This window comes from Aeromicrobium endophyticum (assembly GCF_003586285.1).
GTDB lineage: Bacteria > Actinomycetota > Actinomycetes > Propionibacteriales > Nocardioidaceae > Aeromicrobium > Aeromicrobium endophyticum.
On record NZ_QUBR01000002.1, the window covers coordinates 1,464,274 to 1,478,906 of the forward strand.

General features: G+C 71.1%; 15 protein-coding genes. 5 read left to right on the plus strand and 10 right to left on the minus strand.

The features are described 5' to 3' along the window. The first annotated feature begins 13 nt into the window (after positions 1 to 13). Together DX116_RS17650 and DX116_RS17655 are read left to right on the plus strand one after the other, a co-directional pair. Positions 14 to 655, plus strand: a complete 642-nt coding sequence (locus tag DX116_RS17650; RefSeq protein ID WP_119705488.1) for a spermine/spermidine synthase domain-containing protein — start codon at positions 14 to 16, stop codon at positions 653 to 655. After that, positions 652 to 2,049, plus strand: a complete 1,398-nt coding sequence (locus DX116_RS17655) for a class II fumarate hydratase (RefSeq protein WP_119705489.1) — start codon at positions 652 to 654, stop codon at positions 2,047 to 2,049. The genes DX116_RS17650 and DX116_RS17655 overlap by 4 nt, the downstream gene beginning before the upstream one ends. A gap of 106 nt (positions 2,050 to 2,155) precedes the next feature. Here DX116_RS17655 and DX116_RS17660 read toward each other — a convergent pair whose 3' ends face one another. From DX116_RS17660 to DX116_RS17680, 5 genes are read right to left on the minus strand one after another with little or no spacing between them, the layout of a single operon-like run. Continuing rightward, positions 2,156 to 3,481, minus strand: a complete 1,326-nt coding sequence (locus DX116_RS17660) for a DUF2079 domain-containing protein (RefSeq protein ID WP_119705490.1) — start codon at positions 3,479 to 3,481, stop codon at positions 2,156 to 2,158. Then, on the minus strand, positions 3,478 to 4,644 hold the full coding sequence (locus tag DX116_RS17665) for an ABC transporter ATP-binding protein (protein ID WP_119705491.1): 1,167 nt from the start codon (positions 4,642 to 4,644) through the stop codon (positions 3,478 to 3,480). Before DX116_RS17665 ends, DX116_RS17660 begins: the two co-directional genes overlap by 4 nt. Next, positions 4,641 to 5,618, minus strand: a complete 978-nt coding sequence (locus DX116_RS17670) for an ABC transporter permease subunit (RefSeq protein ID WP_119705492.1) — start codon at positions 5,616 to 5,618, stop codon at positions 4,641 to 4,643. The genes DX116_RS17665 and DX116_RS17670 overlap by 4 nt, the downstream gene beginning before the upstream one ends. Then, positions 5,615 to 6,436 carry a carbohydrate ABC transporter permease gene (locus DX116_RS17675; RefSeq protein ID WP_119705493.1) on the minus strand — a complete coding sequence of 274 codons (822 nt, stop codon included), beginning with the start codon at positions 6,434 to 6,436 and terminating at the stop codon, positions 5,615 to 5,617. The genes DX116_RS17670 and DX116_RS17675 overlap by 4 nt, the downstream gene beginning before the upstream one ends. Further along, positions 6,433 to 7,665, minus strand: coding sequence for an extracellular solute-binding protein (locus DX116_RS17680; RefSeq protein ID WP_147393708.1), 1,233 nt, complete (start codon positions 7,663 to 7,665; stop codon positions 6,433 to 6,435). The genes DX116_RS17675 and DX116_RS17680 overlap by 4 nt, the downstream gene beginning before the upstream one ends. Positions 7,666 to 7,770: 105 nt before the next feature. Between DX116_RS17680 and DX116_RS17685 the strand changes: the two genes are divergently transcribed. Continuing rightward, the gene (locus DX116_RS17685; protein ID WP_119705495.1) at positions 7,771 to 8,019 is read left to right on the plus strand and encodes a DUF2630 family protein; all 249 of its coding nucleotides are present in this window, start codon (positions 7,771 to 7,773) and stop codon (positions 8,017 to 8,019) included. A gap of 61 nt (positions 8,020 to 8,080) precedes the next feature. On the opposite strand, the gene DX116_RS17690 is transcribed toward DX116_RS17685, so the two are convergent. Continuing rightward, positions 8,081 to 9,421, minus strand: a complete 1,341-nt coding sequence (locus DX116_RS17690) for a PhoH family protein (protein ID WP_119705496.1) — start codon at positions 9,419 to 9,421, stop codon at positions 8,081 to 8,083. Between the two features lie 304 nt (positions 9,422 to 9,725). Then, positions 9,726 to 10,487 (minus strand): isoprenyl transferase, encoded by a 762-nt coding sequence (locus tag DX116_RS17695; protein WP_119705497.1) that lies wholly within the window; start codon positions 10,485 to 10,487, stop codon positions 9,726 to 9,728. A gap of 77 nt (positions 10,488 to 10,564) precedes the next feature. Between DX116_RS17695 and trhA the strand changes: the two genes are divergently transcribed. Next, a complete protein-coding gene (gene trhA / locus DX116_RS17700) occupies positions 10,565 to 11,266 on the plus strand; it encodes a PAQR family membrane homeostasis protein TrhA (protein WP_119705498.1) in 702 nt (233 codons plus the stop codon). Further along, positions 11,266 to 11,763, plus strand: a complete 498-nt coding sequence (locus DX116_RS17705; RefSeq protein WP_119705499.1) for a hypothetical protein — start codon at positions 11,266 to 11,268, stop codon at positions 11,761 to 11,763. Before trhA ends, DX116_RS17705 begins: the two co-directional genes overlap by 1 nt. Here DX116_RS17705 and DX116_RS17710 read toward each other — a convergent pair. The 3 genes from DX116_RS17710 to DX116_RS17720 all read right to left on the minus strand — a co-directional run bounded on the left by DX116_RS17710 (position 11,753) and on the right by DX116_RS17720 (position 14,622). Continuing rightward, complete coding sequence (locus DX116_RS17710; RefSeq protein WP_119705500.1) at positions 11,753 to 13,738, minus strand: thioredoxin domain-containing protein; 1,986 nt, start codon at positions 13,736 to 13,738, stop codon at positions 11,753 to 11,755. The two genes, DX116_RS17705 and DX116_RS17710, sit on opposite strands and share 11 nt — an antisense overlap. A gap of 148 nt (positions 13,739 to 13,886) precedes the next feature. Beyond that, entirely contained in the window at positions 13,887 to 14,252 is a 366-nt protein-coding gene (locus DX116_RS17715; protein ID WP_119705501.1) for a cupin domain-containing protein, read from the minus strand. Positions 14,253 to 14,382: 130 nt separating this feature from the next. Beyond that, a complete protein-coding gene (locus tag DX116_RS17720; RefSeq protein WP_119705502.1) occupies positions 14,383 to 14,622 on the minus strand; it encodes a hypothetical protein in 240 nt (79 codons plus the stop codon). Positions 14,623 to 14,633: the final 11 nt, after the last annotated feature.

Genomic DNA, 14,633 nt, shown 5'->3' on the forward strand with positions numbered 1-14,633 from the left:
CTAGGCTGGTCGCATGGACGAGGTGGTGGTGCGGCGGCGCGACGACGGTGCCCTCGAGCTGCGGGTCAACGGCGTCTTCGTGATGGACGACCTCGAGACGTCCTCCGAGCGGCTGCTGGCCCGCTCGGCCCTCGACGGCGGTGCCCGGTCGGTCCTCGTGGGCGGGCTCGGGCTGGGGTTCACGACGCGCGAGCTGCTCGACTCGCCCGACGTCGAGCGGGTCGTGGTGGCCGAGCTGCACGGCGAGATCGTCGAGCTGATGCGCGCCGCGACGATCCCGGGGGCCGACCTGCTCGACGACTCGCGGCTCGAGGTCGTGGTCGGCGACGTCCGCGACGTCGTCGTGGCGCAGCCGACCGGCTCGCTCGACGCGATCCTGCTCGACGTCGACAACGGACCCGACTTCCTCGTCCACGACGTCAACGCACACGTCTACCGGGACGAGTTCGTCGCGACGTGCGCCTCGCGGCTCGCCGGCGACGGCCTGCTGAGCATCTGGTCGATGGCCGACTCCGAGGCCCTGCGGCAACGGCTCGACGACCGGTTCGAGCAGGTGCGCGTCGAGCCCGTCGACGTCCGCCTGCAAGGTCGCGACGAGCGCTACTGGATCCTCGGCGGTCGACGTCCGCGGGGCCGCGCTATCGTGCCGACATGACCGAGAACAGCAGCGAATGGCGCATCGAGCACGACACGATGGGTGAGGTGCGGGTCCCCGCGCACGCCCTGTGGCGGGCCCAGACCCAGCGAGCCGTCGAGAACTTCCCGATCTCCGGCACCCCCATCGAGTCGGCGCAGATCCGTGCGCTGGCCCAGATCAAGGCCGCGTGCGCGAAGGCCAATGCCGAGCTCGGCATCCTCGACCAGGACGTCGCCGACGCCATCGTCGCCGCGGCCGACGAGGTCGCCACGGGCGCCCACGACGCGCACTTCCCGATCGACGTGTTCCAGACCGGCTCCGGCACGTCCAGCAACATGAACACCAACGAGGTCATCGCGACCCTCGCCACCCGGGCCCTCGGCAAGGACGTCCACCCCAACGACCACGTCAACGCCTCGCAGTCGTCCAACGACGTCTTCCCGACGTCGATCCACGTCGCGGCCACGGCCTCTGCCACCCACGAGCTGATCCCCGCGCTCGACCACCTCGCGACGTCGCTCGAGGCCAAGGCCACCGAGTTCGCGTCCGTCGTCAAGTCCGGACGCACGCACCTCATGGACGCCACGCCCGTCACGCTCGGGCAGGAGTTCGGCGGCTACGCGGCCCAGATCCGCCGCGGCATCGCCCGGGTCGAGTCGGCGCTGCCGCACACCGCCGAGGTACCGCTGGGCGGCACGGCCGTGGGCACGGGCATCAACACCCCCATCGGCTTCCCGCAGCGCGTCATCGAGATCCTCGCCGAGAACACCGGCCTGCCGATCACCGAGGCCGTCGACCACTTCGAGGCCCAGAGCGCACGCGACGGCCTCGTCGAGATGTCGGGGCAGCTGCGCACGATCGCCGTCAGCCTCACCAAGATCTGCAACGACCTGCGCTGGATGGGCTCCGGCCCGCGCACGGGTCTCGGCGAGATCGCGCTGCCCGACCTGCAGCCGGGCTCGAGCATCATGCCCGGCAAGGTCAACCCCGTGCTGCCCGAAGCCACGCTGATGGTCGCGGCGCAGGTCATCGGCAACGACGCGACGATCGCCACGGCGGGTGCGTCGGGCTCGTTCGAGCTCAACGTCATGCTGCCCGTCATCGGGCGCAACATCCTCGAGTCGATGCGCCTGCTCGGCAACGCCTCGCGCGTGCTGGCCGACCGCTGCATCGACGGCATCACCGCCAACGAGGAGCGCTGCCTCGAGCTGGCCGAGTCGTCGCCGTCCGTCGTCACGCCGCTCAACCGCTACATCGGCTACGAGAACGCGGCCAAGGTCGCCAAGACGGCGGTCAAGGAGAAGAAGACCATCCGCCAGGTCGTCGTCGAGATGGGCTTCGTCGAGCGCGGCGAGGTCACCGAGGCCGATCTCGACACCGCGCTCGACGTCATGAGCATGACCCACCCCTGACCCACCCTCGCTGACGCGCGGGTTTCGCCCCCCTGACGCGTGGGTTGCGCCCGTCGCAACCCACGCGTCGGCAGGGCGCAACCCACGCGTCAGCGGTGGGGCAGGGTCAGCGGCGCTGGGCGAGGATGTAGCCGTCACGGTCGTAGATGACGTCGTACGTGCCGCCATGGGCCTGCTCGGCGTAGGCGGCGACGTCGCGCGGCGAGCCGATGCCCGCGTCGACGTCGAACAGGACGTACTGGGGCGTGGCCGATCCGCTCGTGCCGAGCCAGTAAACCGTGTGGTCGGTCACCAGGTGCCCGATCAGCCCGATGTCGGTCTCGACCGACGCACCCGTCGGCACCAGCGACATCGCCATGCGCGCGGCATCGGCGCGCGGCGGATCGTCGTAGGTGGCCGGATCGGCCAGTGCAGCCACCGGCGAGCTCACCATCATGAACGCCCCCACGACCAGCCCCACGGGCGTGGCCCACCGCAGCACGGGGCGGCGGTGCATCGCGTCGATCATGGCGACGAACACGATCGGCATCAGCACCAGCGAGTAGTGCCACTCGGTGCCCCAGTAGAACGGGACGTCCCCCGCGAACCGCCACGCGAACGTCGGCAGCACCAGCAGCACCCACGGCGACGCCAGGGCCGCGAACCCCGTGATCGCGACGGTCAGGACCGCGGTGGCCAGCTTGCGGTCGGACGCGTCGAGCAGCGTCGCGACGACCCCGCGATCGCCCCCGAGCGTGCCCGAGTACGCGTACGCGCCGCCGGCGTTGAAGCCCGGCACGATCACCAGCAGCACCAGCGCCATCGCCAGGATCGCCCCGGCAGCCAGCGCCGCACCACGACGCCGCTCCCCCGCGAGCCACAGCACGACGCCGATCGCGGCGACCGTCAGGCCCATGTCCTCCTTGACCAGCAGGAGCGGCACCGACCACATGACGACGCGTCCGTAGCGGCGGTCGACGTATGCCGCGCCGGCCAGGGCGAGGAGCGGCGCCGCGAACGCGACCTCGTGGAAGTCGGCCTCGACGGCCGACTGGATGCCGAACGACAGCGCGTACGCGACGCCGACCGCGGCGCCCACGAGGGTGCCGAGCGTGCGTGTCGCCAGCACGGCGATGACGTAGACGGACACCGCGATCAGCACGACCTGCGCCAGCAGGATCGTCTGCGCCGACGGGAGCAGCCGGTAGAACGGCGCGATCAGGGCCGTGACGGGCGAGAAGTGGTCGCCCAGGATGTTGAAGCCCGGCCCCTTGATGTCGACGATCGGGGCGCCCCAGCCGGCATAGCTCTTCACCGCCTGCTCGAAGATCGCGTTGTCGAACGAGGCGATCGTGAACCGGTCGAAGCGCACCAGCGAGACGGCGCCGTAGACGACGGCCGAGGCCAGCGCCAACGCGGCGGCCAGGAGGTGCTGCGTGCGGGTCGCCGTCATCGGGGAAGCGTCAGGTTCTCGCCCGTCTCGGGGTCGAACACGTGGATGCGCTGCCGGGGCACGACGACGCGGATCGACATGCCGGGCCGCAGAGCGCTCTCGGCCGGCAGCTGCGCGACCAGGAAGCTCTGGAACAGGTCGAACTCGAGCAGCTCCTCGACCTCGCCCATCACGGCCTCGATCTCGGGCTCGATGTCGTAGCCGAGGTAGGCGAACTGCGAGCTGCCCCGCCACTCGATGTCGTCGATGCGCGTCGTGAACTCGACCCGGTCGCTCACAGCGGGCCCGCCGGGACCGGTCGCGTCGAGGCAGTGCTCGGGACGGATGCCCGCCACCACGACGCTGCGCTCGCCGATGCGCTCGGCCAGGTCGTCGTCGATCAGCATCGTGGCCAGCGGCATGACGAGCTGCTGCCCCATCGGGATCGCCGGTACCAGGTTCATCGGCGGCGAGCCGAGGAAGCCGGCGACGAACATGTTGGCCGGCTGGTCGTATAGCTCGCGGGGCGTGCCGACCTGGTGGATGAAGCCCTGGTGCATCACCGCGACGCGATCGGCGGTGCTGAGCGCCTCCTCGACGTGGTTGGTGGTGAAGATCGAGGTGCGGGACGCCTCGGCCTGCCACTGCATCGTGACGGAGCGGACGTGCGCACGCACGCGCTCGGACTGGGCCGTGAAGGGAGCGTCGAACAGGTACACGGTGGCGTCGCGCACCAGCGAGCGTCCCAGGGCGACTCGCTGCCGCTGCGGCTCGTCGAGGTCGGCCGGGCGCAGGTCGAGCAGGTCGGTCAGCGCGAGCAGCTCGGCGACCTCGTGGATGCGGTCGGAGACGGCGTCCTTGTCGACGCCCTTGCGCAGCACCGACGAGAACGCCAGATTGTCGAAGACGTCGAGGTGCGGGTGCAGCGCGTAGTCCTCGAAGACCATCGAGACGTCGCGGCCCCGCGGGTCGACGGCGTTGACGACGATGTCGTCGATGAGGACGTCTCCGGAGGTCTGCTCCTCGAGCCCGACGATGGTGCGCAGCAGCCGGCTCTTGCCCGCGCCGGCCGGGCCCGTGATCGCGAGCGTCGAGCCCGACGGCACCGTGAGGGTGATGTCGTCGAGCAGCGGACGCTCACCGGGGCCGTCGGTCGTCAGGTGGCGGAGCTCGATGGATGTCATCGGTAGGACCTTCCGAGGAGGTGGTTGATCCGGCGCGGGAGCACGAGCAGGACGATCAGCGGGATCAGCAGCCACAGCAGGCCCGCGGCGGCGACCGCGCTCGATCCGTCGACCTGGCGCGAGGCGACCAGCAGCGTGGCCGGGAGCGGGAGGCTGGGACGGTCGGGGGCCAGGCCCGCGCCGAGCGCGAAGTCGTTGCACGCGGCCACGAACACCAGCAGGGCCGCCGCGACGACCCCGGGGCCGAGGTGCGGCACGGCGAAGCGCCGCAGCTGCTGCGGGCGCGTCGCCCCGTCGGCGCGCACGGCGTCGAGCAGCGTCCACGGGACGTCGCGCATGACCGTGACGCACAGCCAGGTGGCCAGCGGCAGCGTCACGACCAGCATCGGGACGACCAGGGCCAGGCGCGATCCGTAGGCGCCGAGGGAGACCAGCTGGTCGGCGAACGGGCCAGCGAGGGCGAGCACCGGCATCAGCAGCGCCGCGACGACGAGCCCGTAGACGAGGCGTCGCGCTCGCACCTGCAGGCGGACCAGCGCGTAGGCGGCCGGCACGGCGAGCGCCACGGCGACGACCGTGGCGACCAGCGCCACCAGCAGGGACGTCGTGGCTGCCGATCGCAGGGTGCCAGACGAGATCGCACCGTCGAAGGCTGACCAGCTGATGTCCTGCGGCAGGAGCGTGCGGGCCGTGGCGCCCTCGGGGGTCGTGGCCACCGTGAAGGTCCACAGCAGCGGGACGAGCGTGAACACGGCGAACACCTCGACCCCGAGGATCGCCCAGAACGAGACGGCCCGCGAGGTGTCGGCGAACAGCACGCCCGCGGCACCGGTCAGCATCAGCACGACCGCCACGGCGATCCACACCCACTGGTCGGGTCTGGGCACCTGCAGCACCCCGTAGTTGCCCACGCCGAAGCCGAGCGCGAACGAGGTCGCCGACGCCCACAGACGGGACCGCACCGATGGCGTCACACGACTCTCCTCACGCGCAGCACCGGCACCAGGAAGGCGGCCAGCAGGCCGGCCAGCAGGAGCAGGACGACCGACATCGCCGCTCCGAGCCCGGTCTCGAACGAGCTGAACGTCGTGTCCCACACGACGAACGAGGCCGTGCGCACCGATGCACCGGGCGCGTCGGTGACCAGCGGACCCTCGAGGATGCGCAGGGCGTCGAGGGCACGGTAGGTCGTCGCGACGGCGATCGCGGGGGCCATGGCGGGCAGGACGACACGGGTGAGGCGCTGACGGGCGGTCGCGCCGTCGGCGATCGCGGACGTGATCAGGGTCGTCGGCACCCGCAGCAGGCCCGCCAGCAGGATGACGGCGGTGATGCCGGTGCCACGCCAGACCTCGCCGACCGTCGTCGCGACCAGGGCACCGGTCGGGCCGACGTCGTCGAGACCGAACCAGTCGACGGCGAAGCCCGAGGTGACGGCATCGCGCCACACGACCGCCGAGACGATCGCGAGCAGGCCGAACGGCAGCAGCACCAGCACCCGCGTGACGGGCCACGCCACGGTGAGGCGGCGCAGCGCGACGGCGAACGCCAGCCCCAGGACGAGCTGCAGCACGACGGCGACCGCGACGATGGCCAGCGTCGCGGCGACCGCGAGCCACCAGGAGCGGCTCGAGAGGATGTCGGTGTAGTTGTCGATGCCGACGAAGCGCTGGTCGCCCGCACCCGTCAGCGTCGACCTCGTCAGCGACAGCCACACGGCGCGCCCGATCGGCCAGACCGTGACGACCAGCAGCACCAGGACGGCCGGCGCGAGCCAGCGCCAGCCCCTCATCGGATCGTCCCGTCGAGGGCGGCCTGGACCTCGGCCTGCGACGTGCGAGGGGTGGCGTCCTGGGTCACGCCGGCCAGCGGGCGCCACGTCTCGTCGATCGCGTCGACGACGTTCGCCCACGCGGCGACGGCCGGCACGGTGACGCCCGTCGTGGCCGACGCCCGCGCCACCTCGGCGCTGCGGAAGCCCCCGGCGACGGCGGGGTCGTCGAGCAGGCCGATGCGACTGGGGGTGTGCTGCGACACGGTGGCCAGCGCCTGCAGCGACGTCGGCGACGTCAGGCACTCGATCACGGTGAAGGCCGCCTGCTGGTCGAGGTCGGAGGCGTGCGCCGGCACGGCCAGACCGACGCCGGCCAGCGGCGCGACGCTCGCATCGGCCACGGTCGGGTAGCCGGCGACGCGCATGTCGGCCTGCACCGCCGACAGCGCCGGATCGGAGATCGCGGAGGTCGGGGCGACCAGGAACCCGCCGCCGGCCCCCGCGAAGCGCGTCACGGCGTCGGCTGTGGGGCCAGGACCGACCCCTGCGCCCTGGTAGAGCTCGACGATCGAGGCGGCCTCGCGGCCTCCCGCGGAGTCGAGACCGGCGCGGGCCGCGCGACCCGTGCCGCTCACGAGGCTGCCGCCGCCACCGGCGACCAGGCCATTGACCCACTCCGGCAGGCCGCTGCCGTCGCGGTCCTCGATCTCGATCGTGACGCCGAGGCGCTGGGCACCGGCAACGAGGTCGTCCCAGCTGATCGGCTTGGTGGTGTCGAGCCCGGCCCGCTCGGCCGTGCTGCCCTTCGACCACAGCACCTGCGGGTCGAGGAACCACGGCGCGACGACGAGCCTGCCGTCGTGGCTCGCGGCAGCGAGGGCAGCCGGGGTGACGCCCTCGGACAGCGCCGATGCCTGGGCTGCGGGGATGGGGGCCAGGAAACCTGCCTCGGCGAACTCGGTGGTGAGCGCCGAGTCGAGGCTCATCAGGTCGATCGAGTCGTCGTGGGCCAGGAGCCGGCGCGTCAGCAGCGCGTGCCGCTCCGACACGTCGGTCGGCAGCTGCTCGACCTCGATGCGGTAGTCACCGCCGGCCTGGTCGTTGCAGGTCTGGGCGAGCGCCTCGGCGTCGACGCGGTCGGGGCCCACCTGCCACGTGATCACCGGTAGGTAGGGAACGGCCTTGTCGGCGGCGCCGCACGCAGCCAAGGGAGCGCACGTCATCGCGGCGGCGGCCACACCCGCCACGCGGCGCTGCCACCGTGAAGCGGGTCTCCCAGGTGCCCTCACGGGCGCAACTTTGCCACAGCCCAGGGGCGCTTCCTGCGCGACATACGGTCGTACAATGCGCAGATGACGACCGATCGAGGCATCCACGAGCACATCGCCGAGCTGGTGGCCGAGGAGAAGTCCCTCCGCGACCAGCTGGCGTCCGCGCAGATCACCCCGGACGACGAGCACGCGCGCCTGAAGGCGCTCGAGGTGCAGCTCGACCAGGCCTGGGACCTGCTCCGCCAGCGTCGCGCCCTGCGCGAGACGGGCGGCTCGCCCGACGACGCTGCCGAGCGTCCGGCAGCGGTCGTCGAGAGCTACCTGGAGTAGCCGCACCGACGCGACGACGGACGCGGCCCGGCGTCCGGGTCCGCGTCCGTCGTGGCTCAGATCAGAGCGAGACGTCCTCGAGCATCTCGGTGACGAGCGCCGCCACGGGCGAGCGCTCGGAGCGGGTCAGCGTGACGTGGGCGAAGAGCGGGTGCCCCTTCAGCTTCTCGACCACCGCGACGACACCGTCGTGCCGGCCCACCCGCAGGTTGTCGCGCTGCGCCACGTCGTGGGTCAGGACGACCTTGGAGTTGGCACCGATGCGCGACAGCACCGTCAGCAGCACGTTGCGCTCGAGCGACTGCGCCTCGTCGACGATGACGAACGAGTCGTGCAGCGAGCGTCCGCGGATGTGCGTGAGGGGCAGCACCTCGAGCATCCCGCGGTCAAGGATCTCCTCGATGACCGCCGGCGACGCGACCGCGCCCAGGGTGTCGAAGACCGCCTGGCCCCACGGCCCCATCTTCTCGGACTCGCTGCCCGGCAGGTAGCCGAGCTCCTGGCCGCCCACGGCGTAGAGGGGCCGGAAGATGACGACCTTCTTGTGCTGACCGCGCTCCATCGTCGCCTCGAGCCCGGCGCACAGCGCCATCGCCGACTTGCCGGTGCCGGCGCGGCCACCGAGCGAGACGATGCCGATGTCGGGATCGAGCAGCAGGTCGAGGGCGATGCGCTGCTCCGCGGAGCGTCCGTGGATGCCGAACGCGTCGCGATCGCCGCGCACCAGCTGCACCTGCTTGTCGGCGGTGACGCGCCCGAGCCCGCTGCCCTTGTCGGACAGCAGCACCAGGCCCGTGTGACACGGCAGGTCTCGGGCCTCCGGGAGGTCGAGCGTGCCCGCCTCGTAGAGGTCGTCGAGGTCGAGGCTGTCGATCTCGAGCTCGCGCATGCCCGTCCAGCCCGACTCGAGGGCCAGCTCGGCGCGGTACTCCTCGGCGACCAGGCCGACGGCCGAGGCCTTGACGCGCATCGGCAGGTCCTTGGAGACGATCGTGACGTCGAGTCCCTCGTCGGACAGGTTCTTGGCGACCGACAGGATGCGCGTGTCGTTGTCGCCGAGCCGGAAGCCCGACGGCAGCGACGAGGCGTCGGTGTGGTTGAGCTCGACCCGGATCGAGCCGCCCTCGTCGCCGATCGGCAGCGGGACGTCGAGGGTCCCGTGGAGCACGCGGAGGTCGTCGAGGAAGCGCAGGGCGCTGCGGGCGAAGTAGCCGAGCTCGGGATCGTGCCGCTTGCCCTCCAGCTCGGTGATGACGACGACCGGGATGACCACCTCGTGCTCGTGGAAGCGGTGGACGGCGTTGGGGTCCGCGAGCAGGACACTGGTGTCCAGCACGTACGTGCGGCGGGTGGGGGTCGTGCCCAGGTCCGATGACTCTGACGACGTGCGCGGTGCGGCCACAGCTGTCTCCTCAACGGGCCCGCGCGCGCCTGCGCCGGCCCTACTCGTGGGTAGGTGATCCAGGCTCAAGCGCGAGCGTCAACACACGTCGAACGTACGACTCGCGAACAGCGAAGAATGGGAAGACACGCGGAGCAAATATGACGCCCGCGTGAACATCCACCCCACCAGCCGCACCCGCTACAACCCGCGGAAGCGATGTGGTGACCACAAGCCGAGCGAGCGCCAGCGAGCGAAGGCAGGCGCCCGGGCGAAGCCCGGCAGCGGTGAGGAACGAACCGCTGGAGCGGCGAAGCCGCGCGTCTCACGCGCCGAATCTGCGCTCCCTCGCGGCGTAGGAGCGCATGGCGCGCAGGAAGTCGACGTGGCGGAACGACGGCCACAGGGCGTCGCTGAAGTAGAACTCCGAGTGGACGCTCTGCCACAGCAGGAAGCCCGACAGGCGCTGCTCGCCCGAGGTGCGGATCACGAGGTCGGGGTCGGGCTGTCCGCGGGTGTAGAGGTGCTCGGCGATCTGGTCGACCTCGAGCGTCTGCGCGACGTCCTCGAGCGTGCGCCCCTTCGAGGCCTGGTCGAGCAGCAGCGAGCGCATCGCGTCGGTGAGCTCTTGGCGCCCGCCGTAGCCGACGCAGATGTTGACGCGCATCTGCTCGATGTCGTGCGTCGACTCGGCGAGCTGCTTCATGCGGGCGGCCGACTCGGGCGGCAGCATGTCGAGGTTGCCGATGACGGCGAGCGGCCAGCGTCGCTCGTCGGCGATCTGCTGCATCAGGGTCTCGACGGCGGCCAGGATGCTCGCGACCTCTTCGGCCGGGCGTTGAAGGTTGTCGGTCGACAGCAGCCACAGCGTGACGATCTCGACGCCGAGGTCGTCACACCACTGCGAGAACTCGATGATCTTGTCGGCACCGGCGCGATAGCCGGTCTCGTACTTGGCGCCCCCGCGCTTGGCCCAGCGCCGGTTGCCGTCGACGATCGCGCCCACGTGGCGCGGCAGACGAGCGGGATCGAGGCTCTTGGCGAGGCGGCGTTCGTAGATGCCGTACGCAAGATCGCTGACTCCCATGGAGAGAGCGTATCGCCGACCGTTGTCGTCCTGGTCGCCCGACGGGGGCCTTGAACCCGGTGCCCTACTCTCTGAGCATGACGAATCACGAGCACGAGGGCGTCGTGCAGGAGGCGACCGAGAGGCTCCGTGAGACGGTCGACGAGATCAAGCCCAAGCTGCGCGGATGGCTGCACGCGGTCACGGTGCCACTGGCCTTCTTCGCCTTCATCGTGATGCTCGTGATCTCCGACGACATCCTCGTGCGCATCGGCGTCGCGATCTTCATGGTCAGCGCGATGATGCTGTTCGGCGTCAGCGCCGTCTACCACCGCGGCACCTGGAGCGACCGGGTCAAGGGCTTCTGGAAGCGCTTCGACCACGCCAACATCTTCTTGCTGATCGCCGGCTCCTACACCCCCTTCTCGCTGCTGCTGCTGACGCCGGCGCACGCGACGATCATGCTCTCGCTGGTGTGGGGCGGCGCGCTGCTCGGTGTCCTGTTCAAGATCTTCTGGATCGGTGCGCCGCGCTGGCTCTACGTGCCGCTGTACCTGTTGCTCGGGTGGGCCGCGGTCATCTACTTCCCCGAGTTCGTCGACAACGCGTCGACGGCGGTGATCGTGCTGCTGGTGACCGGCGGCGTGCTCTACTCGATCGGCGCGGTGGTCTACGGCTTCAAGTGGCCCAACCCGTCGCCGACGTACTTCGGCTTCCACGAGATCTTCCACGCCTTCACGATCGCGGCGTTCATCGTCCACTACATCGGCGTCAGCCTGCTCGCCTACCAGCAGCACTGATGGTCCGGACGCCTCGTCCGCCCTCGACCGACGAGGCGGCAGACAGGATCTCGGCCTACGTCTACGGCAACATCCTGGTGCTCGCGGCCCTGGTGCTCCTGACCAACGACGACATCGATCACGGCGCCGGTCTGGCGATCGTCGCCGGGACGGCTGTCTCGACGTTCGTGGCGCACGCCTTCGCCGAACGCCTCGGGTCGGCGGTCCGCGAGGGCGAGCACGCCCGGATGCGTGTCGTGCTGCGCGACAGCCTCCCGATCATCTCGTCGGCTGCGCTCCCAGCGCTGCTGATGGGCGCGGGCGCGATCGGCTGGATCTCACCGGCGGTGGCGCTGCGGATCGCCGAGGTGTCGGTGGTGGTCCGTCTCGGCGGCACCGCCTTCGTGGTGAGCCGGTTGCAGGGCCGGGCCGTCACGGCGCACACCTGGTTCGAGTCGATGGCGCTCGCCGTGACGGCGGTCGCGATCGTCGGGCTCAAGCTGCTGCTCACCCACTGACGACGGCGACCAGCCCGTCGACGGTCGTGACGGGCTGCCGACACACGAAGCCCTCGCAGACGTAGGCCGCGGCACGTCCGTCGACCAGGCCGCGCTGATCGAACAGCGGGACGTCCAGGCCGACGTCGCCCGCGACCACCACCGCCCCGGGCGAGACCAGCCCGAGCGCCGCCCGGTGCAGGTCGGCGCGATGCTCGACGTCGCCCACCACGGCGACCTCGAGGGGCCCGGCCAGCACGGCCTCGGCGGCAGCGAGCGTCCAGCCGGCGAACCGCGGAGCACCGGTCGCGATGGCCGCAGCCGACCCGATGCCCGCCTCGGCCGCAGCGCGGTAGCGGTGCTCACCTGTGATCGCGGCGACGGCCAGCAGCGCGTGCACCGCGGCGGACGTGCCGGACGGATACGCGTTGTCGGAGGCGTCCTTGGGCCGGACGACCAGCGCCTCGGCGTCGTCGGCGGTGTCGAAGAAGCCGCCCTCGGGGTCGGCGAAGTGGTCGACGACCCGGTCGAGCAGCGTGCGTGCGCGGTCGAGCCACACGGCGTCGCCGGTGACGCCCAGCACGGACACGAAGGCCTCGGCGACCGAGCCGTGGTCCTCGAGCACGGCCGTGTTGGCGCCGGCCACGCCGTCGCGCGAGGTGCGCGAGAAGCGGTCGGCCAGGTGCACGTCGTGCAGCACCTCGGCAGCCGCGACGGCTGCGGCGGTGAAGTCGGGCTCGTCGAGCAGCACGCCCGCCTCGGCGAGCGCCGAGATCGCCAGACCGTTCCACGAGGCGACCACCTTGTCGTCGCGCGCCGGACGCGTGCGAGCGGCGCGAGCGGCGACGAGCTGGGCTCTCACGCGCTCCCACCGATCGGCGTCGTCGGGGTCGGCGCGCAGCTGGAGGGTCGAGAAGCCGCGCTCGAACGTCCCCGGCCCGGTGACGCCGAGCAGCTGAGCGGCCCAGGCGCCGTCGTCGACGCCCAGCAGGCGCATGAGCTGGTTGGGGTTGAAGACGTAGAACGTGCCCTCGTGACCGTCGCTGTCGGCGTCGAGCGCGGAGGCGAAGGCTCCCTCGGGGGTGCGCAGCTCGTCGAGCAGGAACCGCCCGGTCTCGCGCACGACGCGCTCGGCCAGCGGCGATCCGCTCTGGCGCCACCAGTGCAGGTAGACGCGCATCAGCTGGGCGTTGTCGTAGAGCATCTTCTCGAAGTGCGGCACGCGCCAGAAGCGGTCGACGCTGTAGCGCGCGAAGCCGCCCGTCAGCTGGTCGTACATGCCGCCACGGGCCATCGCCTCGCACGTGCCCGCGACCAGGTCGAGCGACTGCTGCGAGCCGGTGCGCGCGTGGTGGCGCAGCAGGAACTCCAGCACCATCGACGGCGGGAACTTGGGGCTGGTGCCGAAGCCGCCCGCCTCGGCGTCGTAGCCGCGGGCCAGCTCGGCCACGGCAGCGTCGAGGTCGTCGGCCGCCAGTGCACCCCCCGAGGGGTCTATCGAGGTGTCGAGGTGCGCCATGACGTCCTTGCTGACGGTGATGACCTCGTCGCGGCGGTCCGTCCAGGCCTCGGCCAGCGCCTGCAGTACCTGGGTGAACGCCGGCGTGCCCTGCCGAGGCTCGGGCGGGAAGTACGTGCCCGCGAAGAACGGCTCACCGGCAGGCGTCAGGATGCAGGTCATGGGCCAGCCCCCCTGACCGGTCATGGCCTGGGTGGCGCGCATGTAGACCGCATCGATGTCGGGGCGCTCCTCGCGGTCGACCTTGATGTTGACGAAGTGATCGTTCATGTAGGCGGCCGTGGCCGGGTCCTCGAACGACTCGTGCGCCATGACGTGGCACCAGTGGCAGGCCGCGTAGCCCACGCTCAGCAGGATCGGACGGTCGAGCGTCCGCGCCAGCTCGAGTGCCTCGGGGCTCCACTCCCACCAGTCGACGGGGTTGTCGGCGTGCTGCTGCAGGTAGGGCGACGTGGCGTTCGCGAGTCGATTCGGCATACCGATTGCTCCTGACGAGTGGATCGGTCCACCGAACGACGCGTCTTACGTGGTGCTGCGCCCGGGTGAACCCGGCGATGTGCCTCCACCCACCCTAGGAGGCGGAGCCAGGGGTCGCCGCGCAGATGCCCGCGACGCAGCCCGTCGCTCAGGCGTTGTAGACGACGAACACCTTGCGGAGAGTCTCGTGGACCGTCCAGGTGCCCTTCCAGCCGATCGGGAAGACAGCCGCCGACCCTGCGGTGAGCTCGACGGGGGCCTCTCCGTCCTGCTCGACCGTCATCCGTCCCGAGATCACCTGGATGAACTCACCTCGGTCGGTGAACTCCCACCGCGCCTGCCCCGGCTCGGACTCCCACGACCCCGAGAGGATGCGGCCGTCGTCGGACGTGAATGGCACGAAGGCCCGCACCGTGATGTCGCCGCTGATCGGCTGGGCACTGGGAGGAGCGAGCAGAGACTCGTCGTAGTCGGTGGCCGAGTCGAGCTCGGTGGCGCGGAACGTGATGGTCATGCGATCTCCTCGACGACGTGGTGCGGCACCGGCGACCGGTGCTCCGTCCCAGTATCGGAAGATCCCACCAAAACGTCTGTGCCCACCTGTCGCAGCTCCGGCCCCGCCGGAGCGACATCCGCCGGGTGACTCAGCGCGTGCGGTCGTGCGGGGTGGTGCGCTTGACGCCCGAGTCGGCGTCCTCGCCCTCCCACGGCCTCTGCGCCTTGCGGGCGTGGACCAGGAACGAGCGGCACAGGAAGAACGTCGCCACGATGAGGATGCAGACGATGCCGAGCGCGACGTAGCCGGGCTTGACGTCGTTGGGGTCGAGCGGCTTGTCGCGCGTGCCAGCGGCAGCGAGGTTCGCCAGGACGACATAAGCGCTCATGGCCTCATCGT